This is a genomic window from Streptomyces sp. CA-278952, assembly GCF_028747205.1.
GTDB lineage: Bacteria > Actinomycetota > Actinomycetes > Streptomycetales > Streptomycetaceae > Streptomyces.
This window is the reverse complement of record NZ_CP112880.1, coordinates 4022906-4040903: the sequence shown is the minus strand read 5'-3', so window position 1 is coordinate 4040903 and position 17998 is coordinate 4022906. Positions and strand designations below refer to the sequence as shown.

16 protein-coding genes and 2 tRNA genes are annotated in these 17998 nt (G+C 70.1%); 5 read left to right on the top strand and 13 right to left on the bottom strand.

Going from position 1 to position 17998, the window contains the following annotated elements:
• Position 1: 1 nt before the first annotated feature.
• The gene (locus N7925_RS18090) at positions 2-769 is read right to left on the bottom strand and encodes a DUF881 domain-containing protein (protein WP_265600593.1); all 768 of its coding nucleotides are present in this window, start codon (positions 767-769) and stop codon (positions 2-4) included.
• Positions 770-910: 141 nt separating this feature from the next.
• Between N7925_RS18090 and crgA the strand changes: the two genes are divergently transcribed.
• Complete coding sequence (gene crgA / locus N7925_RS18085) at positions 911-1165, top strand: cell division protein CrgA (protein ID WP_265600592.1); 255 nt, start codon at positions 911-913, stop codon at positions 1163-1165.
• A gap of 272 nt (positions 1166-1437) precedes the next feature.
• Here the strand turns inward: crgA and N7925_RS18080 are convergent, their stop codons facing one another.
• Positions 1438-2340, bottom strand: a complete 903-nt coding sequence (locus N7925_RS18080) for a rhomboid family intramembrane serine protease (protein ID WP_265600591.1) — start codon at positions 2338-2340, stop codon at positions 1438-1440.
• 129 nt (positions 2341-2469) lie between these two features.
• Positions 2470-2997, bottom strand: coding sequence for a peptidylprolyl isomerase (locus N7925_RS18075; RefSeq protein ID WP_265600590.1), 528 nt, complete (start codon positions 2995-2997; stop codon positions 2470-2472).
• Positions 2998-3278: 281 nt separating this feature from the next.
• On the opposite strand from N7925_RS18075, the gene N7925_RS18070 reads away from it, so the two are divergent.
• On the top strand, positions 3279-3998 hold the full coding sequence (locus N7925_RS18070) for a DUF5324 family protein (protein ID WP_265600589.1): 720 nt from the start codon (positions 3279-3281) through the stop codon (positions 3996-3998).
• Positions 3999-4146: 148 nt separating this feature from the next.
• Here the strand turns inward: N7925_RS18070 and N7925_RS18065 are convergent, their stop codons facing one another.
• A complete protein-coding gene (locus N7925_RS18065) occupies positions 4147-4731 on the bottom strand; it encodes a TerD family protein (RefSeq protein ID WP_018957304.1) in 585 nt (194 codons plus the stop codon).
• Positions 4732-4947: 216 nt separating this feature from the next.
• Positions 4948-5020 (bottom strand) — tRNA-Ala (locus tag N7925_RS18060).
• Positions 5021-5198: 178 nt separating this feature from the next.
• Here N7925_RS18060 and N7925_RS18055 point away from each other — a divergent pair.
• Entirely contained in the window at positions 5199-5747 is a 549-nt protein-coding gene (locus N7925_RS18055) for a helix-turn-helix domain-containing protein (RefSeq protein ID WP_265600588.1), read from the top strand.
• Positions 5748-5886: 139 nt separating this feature from the next.
• Positions 5887-7251, top strand: a complete 1365-nt coding sequence (locus N7925_RS18050) for a serine/threonine protein kinase (protein ID WP_274344457.1) — start codon at positions 5887-5889, stop codon at positions 7249-7251.
• Positions 7252-7271: 20 nt separating this feature from the next.
• On the opposite strand, the gene N7925_RS18045 is transcribed toward N7925_RS18050, so the two are convergent.
• Together N7925_RS18045 and N7925_RS18040 are read right to left on the bottom strand one after the other, a co-directional pair.
• Complete coding sequence (locus N7925_RS18045; protein WP_274344456.1) at positions 7272-8606, bottom strand: hypothetical protein; 1335 nt, start codon at positions 8604-8606, stop codon at positions 7272-7274.
• Positions 8607-8928: 322 nt separating this feature from the next.
• Positions 8929-9063: a DLW-39 family protein gene (locus tag N7925_RS18040; RefSeq protein WP_003958712.1), complete on the bottom strand. Its 135-nt coding sequence runs from the start codon at positions 9061-9063 to the stop codon at positions 8929-8931.
• A gap of 292 nt (positions 9064-9355) precedes the next feature.
• Here N7925_RS18040 and N7925_RS18035 point away from each other — a divergent pair, with 292 nt between their 5' ends.
• Positions 9356-9724, top strand: coding sequence for a DUF6344 domain-containing protein (locus tag N7925_RS18035; RefSeq protein ID WP_274344455.1), 369 nt, complete (start codon positions 9356-9358; stop codon positions 9722-9724).
• A gap of 376 nt (positions 9725-10100) precedes the next feature.
• Here N7925_RS18035 and N7925_RS18030 read toward each other — a convergent pair.
• From N7925_RS18030 to recF, 6 genes are all read right to left on the bottom strand, one after another.
• Positions 10101-10174: transfer RNA gene (locus tag N7925_RS18030), tRNA-Ile, on the bottom strand.
• Positions 10175-10245: 71 nt separating this feature from the next.
• Positions 10246-10866 (bottom strand): DUF3566 domain-containing protein, encoded by a 621-nt coding sequence (locus N7925_RS18025; RefSeq protein ID WP_274344454.1) that lies wholly within the window; start codon positions 10864-10866, stop codon positions 10246-10248.
• A gap of 93 nt (positions 10867-10959) precedes the next feature.
• Positions 10960-13599, bottom strand: coding sequence for a DNA gyrase subunit A (gyrA, locus tag N7925_RS18020; protein WP_265600584.1), 2640 nt, complete (start codon positions 13597-13599; stop codon positions 10960-10962).
• A 47-nt stretch (positions 13600-13646) separates the two neighbouring features.
• On the bottom strand, positions 13647-15716 hold the full coding sequence (gyrB, locus tag N7925_RS18015; RefSeq protein ID WP_274344453.1) for a DNA topoisomerase (ATP-hydrolyzing) subunit B: 2070 nt from the start codon (positions 15714-15716) through the stop codon (positions 13647-13649).
• Positions 15717-16164: 448 nt separating this feature from the next.
• Complete coding sequence (locus N7925_RS18010) at positions 16165-16860, bottom strand: DUF721 domain-containing protein (RefSeq protein WP_274344452.1); 696 nt, start codon at positions 16858-16860, stop codon at positions 16165-16167.
• Positions 16857-17987, bottom strand: a complete 1131-nt coding sequence (gene recF / locus N7925_RS18005; protein ID WP_274344451.1) for a DNA replication/repair protein RecF — start codon at positions 17985-17987, stop codon at positions 16857-16859. Before recF ends, N7925_RS18010 begins: the two co-directional genes overlap by 4 nt.
• Positions 17988-17998 lie beyond the last annotated feature (11 nt).

Below are 17998 nucleotides of genomic sequence, written 5' to 3'. Positions count from 1 at the left end.
CTCACTCCACAGGCTGCGCGTAGTGGAGATCCACTGTGCCCGAGTACCCGGGAAGAGTCACCGCCTCGTTGTCGTCGACTTTCCAGCCCAGCCCGTACGCCTTCACGTACAGCAGGTAGTTCTGGATCGCGGTGGAGTCGTTGAGCGCCTGCTTGAGCTTGCCCGGGTCACCGACCGCGGTGACCTTGTACGGCGGGGAGTAGACGCGGCCCTGGAGGATGAGCGTGTTGCCCACGCAGCGGACGGCGCTGGTGGAGATCAGCCGCTGGTCCATCACCTGGATCCCCCGCGCCCCGCCCTGCCACAGCGCGTTCACCACGGCCTGCAGGTCCTGCTGGTGGATGACCAGGTCGTTGGGCTGGGGCTCGGGGTAGCCGGGGTTGGCGGTGGCGTCGGGGGGCGCGTCGTCGAGCGTCACGCTGACGGAGTCGCCGCTGATCTTCGTGGTGCCGGCCGCCTTCTCCAGGGCCTTCAGCCGGGCGTCCTCGGCCTTGGTGGAGCCGTCGTCGCGCTGGGCGAGGGCGTCGACGTCCGCGCGGGCGCCGGCGACCGCGTCGTTCAGCTCGCCGTTGTTCTCGCTGCGCTCCCTGATCAGGTCGGAGAGCTTGAGCAGGGAGGAGTCGCTGCGCAGATTGGTGCCCTTGGCGGTGTTGGCGCTGGTGACGAAGATGAGTCCGGCCAGGGCGAAAACCGCAGCGGTGAGGCCCCGGACCGCCCACGCGGAGGTGCGCCGGGCCGGGCCTTCTGGGGAGTCGGCGGAATTGCTCAACGTACCCTTATCTCATCAGGCGCCAGAGAAGCACTACGCTAACGGACGCTCGGGGGAGGCAGCATTCCCCCTGGCACCCGCCCCCGGCGCCCGCCACAGATCCCTGCGCGGTCACGCAGCGCATCGACAGGAGAGTCCCTCGTGCCGAAGTCACGTATCCGCAAGAAGGCCGACTTCACGCCGCCCCCGGCGAAGCAGGCAACGACCATCAAGCTGACCAACCGCAGTTGGGTCGCTCCGGTGATGCTGGCCCTGTTCCTCATCGGGCTGGTCTGGATCGTGGTGTTCTACGTGACCGAGGGTGATCTCCCGGTCGACGCCCTGGGCAACTGGAACATCGTGGTCGGCTTCGGCTTCATCGCCGGCGGATTCGCCGTGTCGACGCAGTGGAAGTGACGGACCACCTCCGCGCGCAAGCCCTGCCCTGAGTTACCCACAGAGTTATCCACAGTCGGGGGAAAAGGTCAGACGATCTGTGGATAACCTCCGCTCACGTTGACGCCGGTGTGACCGCAGCCTCCCTCGTCGAGGGGGGCTGCACCCCGTTGCCCAGAAGGAAAGACCCAGTTCAGCGACGAGGGGAACGCATGTTCCTCTTGCCATGCACAAGATTCTGCGCAGACTGTGGACAACTTCGGTCCACCGGGGGGTGGAGGACCCCATTCCGCTCAGGTGAGCGACATCGTGCGGGCGACGATCATCCCGGCCGTCACCAGCAGGACGAGCGCACAGACACCGGCCTGCACCGCCGTACGCCGCTCGCGCGGGGCGTGGACCATGCCGATGGCGATGACGACGCCCGCGATCAGACCGCCGACGTGCGCCTCCCAGGCGATGCCGCCCCAGGTGAAGGTGAAGACCATGTTGATCGCCAGCAGCACCAGCACCGGACGCATGTCGTAGTTCATCCGGCGCATCAGCACGGCGGTGGCGCCGAACAGGCCGTAGACCGCACCGGACGCCCCGAGCGAACCCTGGTTGGGCGCGGCGATCAGATAGGTCAGGGCGCTGCCGGCGAGACCGGACAGCAGATAGAGCGCGAGATAGCGGGAGCGGCCGAGCGCGGCCTCCAGCTGTCCGCCGAGCCACCACAGCCCCAGCATGTTGAACCCGATGTGCACCACTTCCTGGTGCAGGAACATCGAGGTCACCAGGCGGTACCACTGGCCCTCGGCGACGCCCTCGACGGATCCCGGCGGCGGGCTCGGGTCCCACGCCAGCCCGAGCAGCGTCAGATCGCCCACCAGCGCGGGGCGGACGGAGACCAGGAGGAAGACGGCCAGATTGATGCCGAGCAGGATCTTGGTGACCAGGCGCGGATCGGCGGCCACCGGGCCGCCCGCCAGCGTCCGCGGCCGACCGGCCGCCGGGTGGTGCCCGGTGCCCGAGCCCTGGCGTACGCAGTCGGGGCACTGGAAGCCGACCGAGGCGCTGACCATGCACTCGGGGCAGATGGGCCGCTCGCAGCGCGTACAGCTGATGCCGGTCCCGCGGTCGGGGTGGCGGTAGCAGGTCGGCGTCGGCGCCCCGCTTCCCGTGGCGGCACGGTCCCCCGGCGGCTGCTGGTCCATCGGTCCTGGCCTGCCTCTCGGTCCTCGTCGCTCGGCGGCGCGAACAGGGCCGCCCCGCTGGTCCGCTATGTATCAGTACGGACGGCCGGGGCGGTTGGTTCCCGCGCGGGTATCCGGCGGGAGCGGACGTCAGCGGGTCTCGACGACCACGGACTCGATCACCACGTCCCGCAGCGGACGGTCGGTGCGCGGATTGGTCGGGGTGGCCGCGATGGCGTCGACGACCTTGCGGCCGGCCTCGCCGGACACCTCGCCGAAGATGGTGTGCTTGCCGGTCAGCCAGGCGGTGGGGGACACGGTCAGGAAGAACTGCGACCCGTTCGTCCCCGGGCCCGCGTTCGCCATGGCCAGCAGATACGGCTGCGTGAAGCCCAGCTCCGGGTGGAACTCGTCGGCGAACTTGTAGCCCGGGCCGCCGGTGCCGTTGCCCAGCGGATCGCCGCCCTGGATCATGAAACCGCTGATGACGCGGTGGAAGACGGTGCCGTCGTACAACCGGTCCGTGGATTTCTCGCCCGTCTCCGGGTTGACCCACTCGCGCTGCCCGGTGGCCAGCTCGACGAAGTTCCGGACCGTCTTGGGCGCGTGGTTCGGCAGAAGCCGAATCTCGATGTCGCCCTGATTGGTCTTCAAGGTGGCGTAAAGCTGCTCGGCCACGGTCTGCCTTCCTTCGTCCTTCACCTGACGTCACATCCATCGCTGACGTCCGCCGATCCTCCCACGGACCGGGAAACATGCGGCCGGATGCCGGACGAAACGGCGCGTTCGGCACCGAACCATGGCATTGTCGTCGGCACACTTCACATGAACCGTATGGGCCGCAAAGGGCGATCATGACCCGGATGCCCGTCCCGCATGCCGGGCGTGGACCCAACAGGCATGATTTCGAACTGGGCGGACAGGCGGAGTACCTACCCGCCACCAAGGAGGAGGATCTCGTGACCCGCATCGACAGCGTGCGCGCCGCAACCGACTCGGCGAAGGACAGCGCGCAGCACGCCGCGGAAGTGGTGGCGCCTTACGCCGACACAGCCAAGAAGCAGGCGGCCCACTACGCGCACGAGGCTCGTACGCAACTCGCGCCGAAGGTGACGAAGGCCGCCAAGCAGGCCCGTGTGCAGTACGCGTCCCACCTCGCACCTCGCCTCGAACAGGCCCGTACCCACGTGCCGCCCAGGGTCGACGAGGCCGCGCACCGCGCGGCGGCCTCCACCCGTAAGGCCGCACGGAGCGCCGCCGACTACACCGCCCCCCGCGTCGAGCACGCCCGGTCGGTGGCCCTGCCCGTCGCCGAGCAGGCTTCCGCCCGCAGCGCGGCCGCCCTCGCGGCGCTGCGCACCCAGGTGACGGCCAAGGAGATCCAGAAGCTGGCCAGAAAGCACCAGCGGCGGGCCAAGGCGGGCCGGGCCGCGAAGGGGTTCCTGGTGCTGGGCGTCCTGGCCGGCGGCGCCTACGCCGCCTGGCGCTGGTGGGACAAGCAGGCCAACCCGGACTGGCTGGTCGAACCGCCCGTCGCCACCGAGGTGGGCGACGAGCGTTCGCCGCTCAGCTCGGTCGACGGCAGCGCCCGGGCCGACCTCGACCCGGAGGTCAAGGCCAAGCAGGCCGAGGCCGAGTCGGGCGAGGGGGACACCCCCGGCCTCGACGACCGGCCCTGACCCGGAGCGCCCCGGGCCTGCCTACCCCCTGAGAGAACGGACGCGGCTGCGGTAACCGCCCTGGCGGTTACCGCAGCCGCGTCCGTTCGTGCCCCCGACCCGCCCCGCTCCACCGTAAGACGGCGGCGGGGCCCCGATCCACCGGCGACTACCGGCTTACGGCGAAGCGCATCAGGGCCTGCTCGTCGCCCTGCTTGATCTTCCCGGTCTCGTTGATCACCTGGAGCTTCCAGCCGGCGCCCTCGCGGATCGCCTTGGCCACGGCGACCCCGTTGTCCTGGGTGAGCATGCTCGGCCAGATGTCCGCGACCTGCTGCGTGCTGCCGCCCGTCGCGTCGTACACCTTGAAGCTGATGTTGCGCGCGTTGCTGAACGCGCTGCGCTTCTTGTACGCGGCGGCGATGAAGACGATCGCCGTGATGTTCGAAGGAATCTTGGCGAACTCGACGGTCACCGTCTCGTCGTCTCCGTCACCGTGCCCGCTCTGGTTGTCCCCGCTGTGCACCAGCGAGCCGTTGCCCAGCGGGTCCAGCGAGTCCAGACCTGCCAGCCGCACCGGGTCCCCACCCTGCAGCGCGATGGCGATCAGGTCGAGGTCCGTGCCGGCCTTCTGCCGGAGCTTCCCCATCAGGCCGCCGCTGCTCCCGACGGTGGGGTCCCAGGACGCCCCGATGGACAGATGGGTCACCCCACCCAGGTCGGCCGGGCCGTCTTCCTTCGTCAACGTGATCATGCCTGAGTCCTTTTTGTGGCTCGACTGTTTACGTATGAAGTGTGCCTGGTACCTCCGGCACCCGGCCCCGTAGGAAGCGCGCCGGTTCCGGATCGTACGAGACAGGAGCCCGGCAGGAGCCCAAGCGCTCGGCAGTACGCCAACGCGGACGCAGGCCGCGACAGAACGAGAAAGGCCCCCTGAACCGCGTTGTCGCAGTTCAGGGGGCTGGGATTGTGGAGCCTAGGAGATTCGAACTCCTGACATCTGCCTTGCAAAGGCAGCGCTCTACCAACTGAGCTAAGGCCCCGGGCCACAACGAACGAGGGCAACGCCCAGCACGTCCGTGCCAAGGCTACCGTCGCAGACCAGAGTACCGGGTGACCCCCGTAATCCTGCAAAAGGATAGGGACTCCCCGTGGACGACCACGCTCCGTAAGATGCTCGCAAGGTTCGCAGCAGCGAAGCCGCAGGGATGGGGAGACGCCATGGACGCAGCGCAACAAGAGGCGACGGCAAGAGCCAGAGAACTTCAACGCAGTTGGTACGGGGAGCCGTTGGGGGCGCTCTTCCGTCGGCTGATCGATGATCTCGGCCTGAACCAGGCCCGGCTGGCCGCTGTTCTCGGGCTCTCCGCCCCGATGCTCTCCCAACTGATGAGCGGCCAGCGGGCCAAGATCGGGAATCCCGCGGTGGTCCAGCGCGTCCAGGCCCTCCAGGAGCTGGCGAGCCAGGTGGCCGACGGCAGCGTCAGCGCGGGCGAGGCCACCGACCGCATGGAGGAGGTCAAGAAGTCGCAGGGTGGGTCGGTGCTGACCGCCACCGGCCAGACCACCTCCACCGGCGGCGCTCCCACCGTCCGCCGCGTGGTGCGCGAGATCCAGTCCCTGCTGCGGTCGGTCGCGGCGGCGGGCGACATCATCGATGCCGCGGACGCCCTCGCCCCGACCCACCCGGAGCTGGCAGAGTTCCTCAAGGTGTACGGAGCGGGACGCACCGCGGACGCGGTCGCGCACTACGAGGGGCACCAGAGCTAGCGGCTCCGGACCGCGACGGACGACGGAGCCAGGGCACGCGCACACCGTGCGGCGCCCTGGTGCCGGCAGGGCACGGGGGCCGGACACGGGCCGCGGCAGACGCCGCGGCACCACGGGAACGGGGAGCGGGCGCAGCACAATGGGTGAGGTCTTCGCTGGTCGGTACGAGCTGATCGATCCGATCGGACGGGGCGGGGTCGGCGCCGTCTGGCGCGCCTGGGACCACCGCCGCCGCAGGTACGTCGCGGCCAAGGTGCTCCAGCAGAGCGACGCGCACACGCTGCTGCGCTTCGTCCGCGAACAGGCCCTGCGCATCGAGCACCCGCACGTGCTGGCCCCGGCCAGCTGGGCCGCCGACGACGACAAGGTCCTGTTCACCATGGACCTGGTGAGCGGCGGCTCGCTCGCCCATGTCATCGGAGACTACGGCCCGTTGCCCCCGCGCTTCGTCTGTCTGCTGCTGGACCAGCTGCTCTCGGGGCTCTCCACGGTGCACGCCGAAGGGGTGGTGCACCGCGACATCAAGCCCGCCAACATCCTGATGGAGGCGACCGGAACGGGCCGCCCGCATCTGCGCCTCTCCGACTTCGGCATCTCGATGCGCAAGGGCGAACCCCGGCTCACCGAGACCAACTACGTGGTCGGTACGCCCGGTTACTTCGCCCCCGAGCAGATGATGGGCGCCGAGCCCGACTTCCCCGCTGACCTCTTCGCGGTCGGGCTGGTCGCGCTCTACCTCCTCCAGGGCCAGAAGCCCGACTCCCAGGCGCTGGTGGAGCACTTCGCCGCGCACGGCACCCCGAGCGCGCCCAACGCCATTCCCGAGCCGCTGTGGCAGGTTCTCGCCGGGCTGCTCCAGCCGGACCCGCACGCCCGGTTCCGGACCGCGACGGGCGCCCGCAAGGCCCTGACCGCGGCGGTCGAGATGCTGCCCGAACCCGGCCCGGACGACGAGCCGGTGGAGGTGTTCGACCAGATCGGGCCGCTGCCGGCGGGATTCGGCCCCGACGGGCCCGTAACCACCCCTCAGCAGCCCGAGGAGCCCGCACCCGCCCCCACGGCCGCCCCGGCGCGGCCGGCCGTTCCGGGGCCCGGTCAGCATGCCTCCGCACCGCCCCCCACGTCGATGTCCGAGACGGGCAGCTTCCACCTCGCGCCCCCGCCCGGGGCCTCTCCCCCGCAGCAACAGCCGTACCAGCAGCCGGGGTTCCAGCAGCCGCCGGCCGCACCGTTCACGGCGGACGCGCCGCCCCCGTACGCCGTCGGCGCGCCGGATGCCTCCCAGGCACCGACCTCCGGCGTACCGCACGATCCCGTCGCCACCCGCGCCTACACCGCCCAGCGGGGGCAACCACCGGTGCCGGCCCCGCCGGTGCAGCACGCCGCGCCCCACGCGCCCGTACGGGTGACGCGTCCGGGACCGCCGCCGAAGGTGGCTGCCGCGGTGCTGGTGGTGGCGCTGATCTGCTTCGCGGTCGGCATCTGGGCCCTGACCCGGATCTGACCGCCCCGCCGCCGGGCCGGCTACCAGCCCTGCGGCGGCTGGTGGCCCCCGGCGGTCGGCGAACCCGCCGCCGGGGCCCCGGCGGCGCGGCGGCGGGCCAGCAGCGTCCAGACGCCCAGCCCGAGCACCAGCACGGACCCCGTGCCGATCCCGGCCGCGGCGACCACCGTCATCGGGCCGCTCTGCGCGGCCTCCCGGGCGTTCTTCCCCTTCCGGGCCACTTCCCGGTCCTGGTCGGTGACGCCGAAGACCCCGGCGTCACCCTCGTACGGGGACGTCTCGGCCTTGTTCTTCACCTGGACCGCGAGCTCGAACGGGATCGGCTCGGCACCGTAGGACTCCTTGAGCTTCGGGCTGAGGGACACCGACAGGTAGTACCAGCCCGCGAAGCGCACGGCGCTGACCTGGGTCGAGGGGGCGAACCGGTTGCGGTAGGCCACCGGGGGCAGCGGCCTCAGGGACGCGGAAGCGGGCCCTCCGGAGTACGAGAGCGTGGCGTCGGAGACATGCCCCTGGGCGGGGTTTTCCAACGACAGGGTGAGCGCGTTGCCCACGAACTCCTTGCCGGTGCCCGTGCTGTTGGAGAGCCCTGCGGTGGCGTGGAGTTGCTGCCCCCAGTCCACCGGCACCCGGTAGAAGCGGGTCTGCCCCGGGGCGACCGTGTCCTGCCAGCGGCCGTTCTCCAGGCTGGTGGCCTCGGAGTACCCGGACCCACCGGACCGCTTCTGCTGCTTCCCGGTCAGCGGCTTCGCCGAGGCCGAGGGCCAGCTTTCGGGCCCGTCGGTCGGCATGGCCGCCCCGCTCTTCAACCGCGGCTCCTGGAGGAAGCGCAACTCCAGGTCCCAGGCATCGGAGTTGGACGTCTCCTTGCTCTCGCGCTCGACGAGGACGTCGTACTGGCCGCTCTCCTGGCAGGTGGGGCTGCCCTCCTTGACGGTCCGGGAGACGTACGCGGCGATGGGACGCGCGTACGCGCCCGCGCCGAAGTTCGCCCGCTCCGCGCTGCATTGGGTGTCGTCGTTCTCCCGGAGGCTGACGTTGATGCCGTCGCCGTAGGCGACCGCGCCGCTGTCGCCGGGCACCGCGACCGCCGAGACATAGGCGGCGGAGGCGTCGTCCAGCGTGACCCGGTAGTAGAGCTTCTCGCCCGGCTTGATCGTGCTGCGGTACGGGACGCCCTCGTCCAGCGTGGACGCCTCGACGTTGGTCGCCGCACCCTGCACGTTCTTCGCGTCGGGGTCGAACGCGTACACCCCGGGGCCCGCCGCGTGCGCCTGCCCCGGCAGGGCCGCCGCCGCACACATCGCCGCGAGTACCGCGGCCACCACCCGGCCCCTGTTGCGCTGCCTCTTCACGCGCTTCCCCTCGTCGTCCTCACGCGCCGGTGCCGTCGACCGCCCGGCCGCGATGCCGGTCCATCCTGCCCCGCCCGCACCGCCGGTGTCTCCGGCCACAGCTGCATTGCCCCTCTTGTCCGCGTTCCGGCCCCGGCCGACACCCCACCGGAGTTCACCAGAGCAATTTATGTATGTGCTCCAGTGAACTCAAGAGGCCGGAAGACCAAGAGACGCGGGCTCACGCGCGCACGACAAGGGGCCCGCACGCCGCCGAACGGCCCCCGGACAGCACGAAGCCCCGGCCGCTCAGCGACCGGGGCCCGTAACAGACTGTGCCGTCTCACACACCCGAACCTGCGGGCACGGAGTCGGTCGCCTCCGTCCACAGATCCTGCTCGGCGCGATCCGCCTGGATCTGGCGGTACACGAGGAGCCCGCCGATGGCAGCCAGTGCGACCAGGAGAAGCTTCTTCACCGCGCGACCTCGTCTTTCCTTGGCGTATGGGCCTTCTGTCGCCGACTATACACACCGGCCGATACCGATCGGTTACCTGCCCGGGGGCCCCGGAGCACCCCCTCCACGGCGTCCGGAAGGACCTCCGAGCACCCGTTTCCGACCGTCCGCGAGGGCCTGTCCACTCCAGTTGCACCATACGAGTGGTGTTCATCCGAAGATCGGCGCGGAGCGGGCGTCGCTCCTCGAAATCACGGGCCGGATCCACATGATCGGAGAAGTCAGCAACCGGACCGTCCGAAAGCGAGGGGCCATGAGCACCTTCCAGCCCAAGAACCTCTGGACCGCCTTCATCACCGCGTTCTTCGCCCTCCTGGCGTCGCTGGGCCTCGCCACCGCCACGGCGAGTACCGCGAACGCCGCGGCGCAGCCGAGCACCACGACCCAGGAGCACACGGCAGCCGCCGCGGCAACCCCGATCGCCCCCTCGGTCCGATGGACCCTTCCGCGTGACCGGGCCCTTCCGCCCACGATGAAGCAGCGCATCCGAGCGGAGGCCCACGGCTCCTCCCCGGCCACCCGGCACCTGTCGCTCGACCCCGCGGAGGCCGCCCGCACGACCGGACCGGCCGGCTCCCACCACGCAGCCCCGGAAGGCGACTCCCCGGCGCCACCCCCCTGATCCCGGCGCCCACCGCACTCCGGGGCCCCTGGTCCGGTTCACACCGGCCGGGGGCCCTTTCCGTGTGTCCCGAGCCGGTTCTGCGCCCCGGTGACCTCCCATGGACACCGGGCGGGCAACGTCCCGCAGGCCCGGGGCCTTCCCCGGGCCGGGCCGCCCCCAAGGACCCGCCCGTACGCCCGGCTCCCCGACCCAACTCGCCCACGCGAACCGACCCCGGCCTCAGCCAGCCCCGACCCGAGCCAGCCCGACCCAGCCCGACCCAGCCCAGGCCAGCCCGACCCAGCCCCGTCCGGCCGAGAGCCGACCGACCGACCGCACCGGCCCCGTCAACGCGAAGACCCCCAGCCACTGGTGACTGGGGGTCTTCGTTCTGTGGGGCTAACAGGATTTGAACCTGTGGCCTCATCCTTATCAGGGATGCGCTCTAACCAACTGAGCTATAGCCCCGCCGCGCTGTCGCGCTGACTTCTGAAGATTAGCGCACGTCGGGGCCAGTCCCAAAATCGATACTCGGCGCGCTACTCGTCCTCGGCCAGCGTGAGCTCGACGCCGCCCACGAAGCCCGCCGACAGGTTGTAGATGAAGGCGCCCAGCGTCGCCAGCGCGGTGGCCAGCACCACGTCGATCACGGCGATGACCGAGGTGAAGATGAGCACGCGCGGCAGCGACAGGAACGACTGCAGATCGAAGCCGTTGCTCTCGTTCGAGCCGGTGGCCTCGCTGATCGTGCCGCCGACGGTCTCGAAGACGCCCATCGCGTCCATGACCATCCACAGCACCGCCGACGCCACCACGGTGCAGATGCCCAGCGCGATCGACAGCAGGAAGCTGACCTTCATCACCGACCACGGGTCGGCCTTGGCCACCCGCAGACGGGCCTTGCGGGTACGCGGAGTGGTCCGCGCCCCCGTGCGCGGCTTGCGCGTCGCCTGAGCGCCGCCCACGCCCTGCGCGCCCCCCAGCGTGCCGCCGACCGGCTCTCCGGGGCGCTGGCCGCCCTGGGTGTCGCCGCCGGGCCCCTGGTACGCCTTGGGCGGGTGGTACGGCCCCGACGGCCCCGGTGCGGGCTCACGCTCGCCGGGCAGGGGCCCGGTCGCGTAACCCTCGTACTGGGGCTGAGGCCCTCGTGTGTCCGTCACAGTGCCCCCTTGGGAGTCCGTGGCAGGGCCACGGGCACCGTTCGCTCCAGCTCCGGAAGCGGCCGAACCGGCGCCCGTGGCTCCACTCACGCTCTACTCCTCGTGCTCCCCGGTCGAAGGCTCCATGCCCTCGACAGTGCCCTCGCTCACGCCCTCGGCGTGAACCTCGGCCAGCTCGCCATCGACGTCATCGGCCCCATCGACCTCTTCCGCCTCACGGCCGGCCTCGGCATTGCGCGCGATGCCGACGACGGCGTCGCGCTTGCCCAGATTGATCAGTTGAACGCCCATGGTGTCACGGCCCGTCTCCCTGACTTCATTGACTCGCGTACGAATCACACCACCGCCGAGCGTGATGGCGAGAATCTCGTCCGTCTCCTCGACCACCAGCGCACCGACGAGCGTTCCGCGGTCCTCCACGATCTTGGCGGCCTTGATGCCGAGGCCGCCGCGGCCCTGGACGCGGTACTCGTCGACGGGGGTCCGCTTCGCGTACCCGCCGTCGGTAGCAGTGAAGACGAACGTACCGGGCCGGACGACATTCATCGAGAGCAGTTCGTCGCCCTCGCGGAAACTCATCCCCTTGACGCCCGAGGTGGCACGGCCCATCGGGCGCAGCGCGTCGTCCGTCGCGGTGAACCTGATCGACTGGGCCTTCTTGCTGATGAGCAGCAGATCGTCCTCGGCCGACACCAGCTCGGCGCCGATCAGCTCGTCGTCGCCGCCGTCCGGCATCTCGCGCAGGTTGATCGCGATGACACCGCCCGAGCGCGGCGAGTCGTAGTCCTTGAGCGCGGTCTTCTTCACCAGACCGCCCTTCGTCGCCAGGATCAGGTACGGCACGGCCTCGTAGTCGCGGATCGCCAGGATCTGGGCGATCTTCTCGTCCGGCTGGAAGGCCAGCAGGTTGGCGACGTGCTGGCCGCGCGCGTCCCGGCCGGCGTCCGGGAGCTCGTACGCCTTGGCCCGGTAGACCCGGCCCTTGTTCGTGAAGAACAGCAGCCAGTGGTGGGTCGTCGAGACGAAGAAGTGGTCGACGATGTCGTCTTCCCGCAGCTTCGTCCCGCGCACGCCCTTGCCGCCGCGCTTCTGCGAGCGGTAGTCGTCCGTCTTCGTGCGCTTCACATAACCGCTGCGGGAGATCGTGACGACGATGTCCTCCTCGGCGATCAGGTCCTCGATGGACATGTCACCGTCGAAGGGCACCATCGCGGAGCGCCGGTCGTCACCGAACTTGTCGACGATCGCCGCCAGCTCCTCGCTGACGATGGTGCGCTGCTTGGCGGGCGAGGCCAGGATCTGGTTGTACCCGTTGATCTTCGCCTGGAGCTCGTCGTGCTCGGCGGTGATCTTCTGGTGCTCCAGCGCGGCCAGCCGGCGCAGCTGCATCTCCAGGATCGCGTTCGCCTGGAGCTCGTCGATCTCCAGCAGGCCCATCAGGCCCTCGCGCGCGATGTCCACCGTGTTGGAACGCCGGATGAGGGCGATGACCTCGTCGATGGCGTTCAGGGCCTTGAGGAGGCCGCGCAGGATGTGCGCCCGCTCCTCCGCCTTGCGCAGCCGGAACTTCGTCCGCCGGACGATGACCTCGATCTGGTGCGTCACCCAGTGGCGGATGAACGCGTCGATCGACAGCGTGCGCGGCACCCCGTCGACGAGCGCCAGCATGTTCGCGCCGAAGTTCGTCTGAAGGTCGGTGTGCTTGTACAGGTTGTTCAGGACGACCTTGGCGACCGCGTCCCGCTTGAGGACGACGACCAGGCGCTGGCCCGTACGCGAGGAGGTCTCGTCGCGGACGTCCGCGATCCCGCCGACCTTGCCGTCCTTGACCAGGTCGGCGATCTTCTGCGCGAGGTTGTCGGGGTTGGTCTGGTACGGAAGCTCCGTGACGACCAGGCACTGACGGCCCTGGATCTCCTCGACCGCGACGACCGCGCGCATCGTGATGGAGCCACGGCCGGTGCGGTACGCCTCCTCGATGCCCTTGCGGCCCACGACCAGCGCGCCGGTGGGGAAGTCGGGGCCCTTGATGCGCTCGATCAGCGCGTCCAGCAGCTCCTCGTGCGAGGCCTCGGGGTGCTCCAGATACCACTGGGCGCCGGAGGCGACCTCGCGGAGGTTGTGCGGCGGGATGTTGGTCGCCATGCCGACCGCGATGCCCGCGGAGCCGTTGACCAGCAGGTTCGGGAAGCGCGCCGGCAGGACCGTCGGCTCCTGGTTGCGGCCGTCGTAGTTGTCCTGGAAGTCGACGGTCTCCTCGTCGATGTCCCGGACCATCTCCATGGACAGCGGCATCATCTTGCACTCGGTGTACCGCATGGCGGCGGCCGGGTCGTTGCCCGGGGAACCGAAGTTGCCGTTGGAGTCAACCAGCGGCATGCGCATCGACCAGTGCTGCGCGAGGCGCACCAGGGCGTCGTAGATGGAGGAGTCGCCGTGCGGGTGGTACGTGCCCATCACGTCGCCGACGACGCGGGCGCACTTGTAGAAACCCTTCTCGGGGCGGTACCCGCCGTCGTACATCGCGTACAGCACCCGGCGGTGGACGGGCTTGAGGCCGTCCCGTACGTCGGGCAGCGCACGCGAGACGATGACGGACATCGCGTAGTCGAGGTAGGAGCGCTGCATCTCCGTCTCGAGCCCGACGGGCTCGACGCGCATGCCCACACCGGGGACGATGACTTCCTCGGGCGTCGCGGGTTCAGGTGTCACAGGGGTGTTCTCGTCGGCCATTGCTGGTCAAAGTCCTTTCGAGCTGCGGCGTCGCTGGTACGGCCGACTCAGATGTCGAGGAAGCGGACGTCCTTGGCATTGCGCTGGATGAACGAGCGCCGCGCCTCGACGTCCTCGCCCATGAGCACCGAGAACAGGTCGTCGGCCTGCGCCGCGTCGTCCAGCGTCACCTGCCCGAGCACCCGGTGGTCGACGTCCATGGTCGTGATGCGCAGCTCTTCGGCGTTCATCTCGCCGAGGCCCTTGAAGCGCTGGATCGAGTCTTCCTTGATCCGCTTGCCGTTCTGCTTGCCGAGCGCCACCAGGGCGTCGCGCTCCCGGTCCGAGTACGCGTACTCGAAGTCGTCCCGGCCCCACTTGATCTTGTAGAGCGGCGGGCGCGAGAGGTAGACGTTCCCCTGCTCCACCAAGGGCCGCATGAAGCGGAAGAGGAAGGTCAGCAGCAGGGTGTTGATGTGCTGACCGTCGACGTCGGCGTCCGCCATCAGGATGATCTTGTGATAGCGGAGCTTCTCGATGTCGAAGTCCTCGTGGACCCCGGTGCCGAACGCCGAGATCAGCGCCTGGACCTCGGTGTTCTGGAGGATCTTGTCGATCCGGGCCTTCTCGACGTTCAGGATCTTGCCGCGGATGGGCAGGATCGCCTGGTACATCGGGTTACGGCCGGACTTCGCCGAACCGCCGGCGGAGTCACCCTCGACGATGAAGATCTCGCACTTGGTGGGGTCGTTCGACTGGCAGTCGCTGAGCTTGCCCGGCAGCGAGGCGCTCTCCAGCAGCCCCTTGCGCCGCGTCAGGTCACGCGCCTTGCGGGCCGCCACCCGGGCGGTCGAGGCGGCGATGCCCTTGCGGATGATGTCGGCGGCCTCGTTGGGATTCCGGTCGAACCAGTCCGTCAGCTGCTCGTGCACGACCTTCTGCACGAAGGTCTTGGCCTCCGTGTTGCCCAGCTTGGTCTTCGTCTGGCCCTCGAACTGCGGCTCGCCCAGCTTCACCGAGATGATCGCGGTGAGGCCCTCGCGGACGTCCTCGCCGGTGAGGTTGTCGTCCTTCTCGCGGAGCAGCTTCTTGTCGCGCGCGTACCGGTTGACCAGCGAGGTCAGCGCCGCACGGAAGCCCTCCTCGTGCGTGCCGCCCTCGTGCGTGTGGATCGCGTTGGCGAAGGAGTAGACGCCCTCGGTGTACTGCGTGTTCCACTGCATGGCGATCTCGGCCGAGAGAAGACGGTCCTTGTCCTCGGCCTCGATGTCGATCACCGACTGGTGAATGACGTCGCCCTTGCGGGAGTTGAGGTACTTCACGAAATCGACGATGCCGTTTTCGTAGTGGTACGTGACCGTGCGGGCGGCCTCCTCCTCGGCGGGCTCGACCGCGTCCGCGCTGTCCGCGCCCGCCGTCGCCTTCGCAGACTCCCGCTCGTCGGTGAGCTTGAGGGTGAGGCCCTTGTTGAGGAACGCCATCTCCTGGAAGCGGCGCGAGAGGGTCTCGAAGCTGTACTCGGTAGTCTCGAAGATGTCCCCGTCGGCCCAGAAGGTGACCGTCGTACCGGTCTCATCGGTGGCCTCGTGCTGGGCCAGCGGGGCGGTCGGGACACCGAGCTTGTAGTCCTGGGTCCAGCGGTGGCCGTCGGTCTTGACCTCGACGGCGACCCGGGTGGACAGGGCGTTGACGACGGAGACGCCGACGCCGTGCAGCCCGCCGGAGACGGCGTAACCGCCGCCGCCGAACTTGCCGCCCGCGTGCAGCACGGTCAGCACGACCTCGACGGCCGGCTTTCCTTCGGACGGCACGATGCCGACCGGGATGCCACGACCGTTGTCGATCACACGCACCCCGCCGTCGGCGAGGATCGTGACGTCGATGGTGTCCGCGTGGCCCGCCATCGCCTCGTCGACCGAGTTGTCGACGACTTCCTGCACGAGGTGGTGCAGGCCGCGCTCACCGGTCGAGCCGATGTACATGCCAGGCCGCTTGCGGACCGCGTCCAGCCCTTCCAGCACGGTGATCGCGCTGGCGTCGTACGAGGCGGCGACCTCGCCGTGCTCGCCCGCTGTGGACGGAATGTTCTCGTTGGGGTTGCCGGAATCGGCCACGAAGCGCCCTTTCTGGCACAGCACAGGCCGTTCTCCGGACAGGCGGGAGCGGCTGCGTCGTTCGGCTTGTATCGACGACTCCCGCCTCAGCGGCGGGATTACTCACCAGTCTACCGGTAGCACTGACATGAATGGGGGTTTGCCGGTACCTGAGTACGCATGTGCCGCCCTGAATGAGCGGCTGACGACTCCCCATATTCGGGAAGGGGCTCCAAGAGGCCCTGAAGGGCTTTGAGCGCTTCGGGCTGTCAACCTCTCGCTACGGTGAGGGACGCTCCGGCCGTACCGCCCGGTTTCCTCTCGCGCGAACCACGACGAACCCACCCATACGCCCGCCCGGTACACGACAAGTTTACGCCAAAAGTGCAGCTCAGCGCGGTGACCAATGATTCTTACGGAAGGGGCGTACGGAGCGGGAACCCGACGGCGGGGCCACGAGGGCCCGCCCCCCTCCCGTCGGCGGCCCGCACCCTCACCCGTAGGTGTCGCCAGGACCCTTGCTGCCGGGCGCCCGCAACGGCCCGAACCGGCGCTCCGGGCCCCCCGGCCCGACCACCTTGATCATCCGTACGGTGCCCTGCCCCAGATCCGCGTTCAGCCGGGCCACCAGCTGAGGAGCCAGCAGCCGCAGCTGCGTCGCCCACGCCGTCGAGTCGCAGCTGACGGTCAGCACCCGGGCGTCCGGATCGTCGTCGTACCGCAGGGGTACGCAGTGGTTCGCCAGATCGTCGCCGACGATCTGCGGCCACCGCCCCATCACCCCGCCGACCGCCGCGGGCGTCTCCCAGCCCCGCTCGGTGATCAGCCGGTTGATCGCGGAACCCAGCGGCTGCGGATCCCGGCCGTCCGACCGGGCGCCCGAGCGCAGCCCGCCGCCCCGCCGGGCCTGCTTCTTCTGCTGCGCCGCCGCCCCCCGTGCCCTGGCCTGCTCCTTCGCCGCCCGCAACGCGACCCGGGCGAGATCGACGCCGGTCACCTCGAGCGGCTTCGACGCCCCCGAAGGCGCCCCGGAGGCCGTCCCGGACGTCGTCCCGGAAGCGGCCGGATCCGGCAACGCCTCTGCCGGCCCACCGGCCCGGCCCGCGCCCTTCGCCCGCGCCGCTCCCGTACCGCCCGCGCGGGAGGCCGATCCCCGTCGGCCCGCCCCGCTCTCGCCCCGGCCGGTCATACGCGCTCCACCTCGCCCGAGGACACCGCGTACCGCGCCCCCGCCAGCACGCCCGGAACGTCCTCCGCCACCGCGGCCGTCACGAGCACCTGCTCGCCCGGAGCCACCAGCTCCGCCAGCCGCTCACGGCGACGGGCGTCCAGCTCGGCGAAGACGTCGTCCAGCACCAGCACCGGCTCGTTGCCCTCGGAGCGCAGCAGCTCGTAACTGGCCAGCCGCAGCGCCAGCGCGTAACTCCAGGACTCGCCGTGGCTCGCGTACCCCTTCGCCGGCATCCCCCGCAGACCGAGCACCAGATCGTCGCGGTGCGGGCCGACGAGGGTCACACCCCGCTCGACCTCCTGCTTGCGGACCCCCACGAGCGTCGCGATCAGCTGCTCGTACAGCTCGTCGCGGGTGCGCTCGGGGCCCACGTCCTCGCCGACCGAGCTGCGGTACTCCAGCGCCACCGGACCGCCGCCCGGAGCCACGTCCCCGTACGCCTTGTCGGCCAGCGGCTGGAGCGTGGCGATCAGATCGAGACGCTGCGCGAGCAGCTCCGCGCCCACCCGGCCCAGGTGCTGGTCCCAGACGTCGAGGGTGGACATGTCCATCGAGCGACCGCCGTGCCGCCGGGCCATCGCCGCGGACTTCAGCAGGGTGTTGCGCTGCTTGAGCACCCGCTCGTAGTCGGAGCGGACCCCGGCCATCCGGGGCGACCGCGCCGTGATCAGCTCGTCCAGGAACCGCCGCCGCTCACCGGGGTCGCCCTTGACCAGGGCCAGATCCTCCGGCGCGAACAGCACGGTCCGTACGATCCCGAGCACGTCACGCGGCCTGACCTGCGAGGACCGGTTGATACGGGCCCGGTTGGCGCGGCCGGGATTCAGCTCCAGCTCGATCAGCTGGGACCGTTCGCCCTGGGTGACCGCCGCACGGATCACCGCCCGCTCCGCGCCCATCCGCACCAGCGGGGCATCAGAGGAGACCCGATGGCTGCCGAGGGTGGCGAGATAGCCGACCGCCTCGACCAGGTTGGTCTTGCCCTGCCCGTTGGGCCCTACGAACGCGGTGACGCCCGGGTCGAGAGGGACCTCGACCCGGGCGTACGAGCGGAAGTCGGCCAGCGAGAGATGGGTGACGTGCATGGTGGCCGACC

What these genes read in the sequence shown, in the direction of transcription:
- N7925_RS18035 (WP_274344455.1), top strand. Translation starts at nt 9,356, where the DNA reads ATGAGCACCTTCCAGCCCAAGAACCTCTGGACCGCCTTCATCACCGCG.
- gyrA (WP_265600584.1), bottom strand. Translation starts at nt 13,599, where the DNA reads ATGGCCGACGAGAACACCCCTGTGACACCTGAACCCGCGACGCCCGAG.
- N7925_RS18050 (WP_274344457.1), top strand. Translation starts at nt 5,887, where the DNA reads ATGGGTGAGGTCTTCGCTGGTCGGTACGAGCTGATCGATCCGATCGGA.
- N7925_RS18010 (WP_274344452.1), bottom strand. Translation starts at nt 16,860, where the DNA reads ATGACCGGCCGGGGCGAGAGCGGGGCGGGCCGACGGGGATCGGCCTCC.
- recF (WP_274344451.1), bottom strand. Translation starts at nt 17,987, where the DNA reads ATGCACGTCACCCATCTCTCGCTGGCCGACTTCCGCTCGTACGCCCGG.
- N7925_RS18055 (WP_265600588.1), top strand. Translation starts at nt 5,199, where the DNA reads ATGGACGCAGCGCAACAAGAGGCGACGGCAAGAGCCAGAGAACTTCAA.
- N7925_RS18080 (WP_265600591.1), bottom strand. Translation starts at nt 2,340, where the DNA reads ATGGACCAGCAGCCGCCGGGGGACCGTGCCGCCACGGGAAGCGGGGCG.
- N7925_RS18065 (WP_018957304.1), bottom strand. Translation starts at nt 4,731, where the DNA reads ATGATCACGTTGACGAAGGAAGACGGCCCGGCCGACCTGGGTGGGGTG.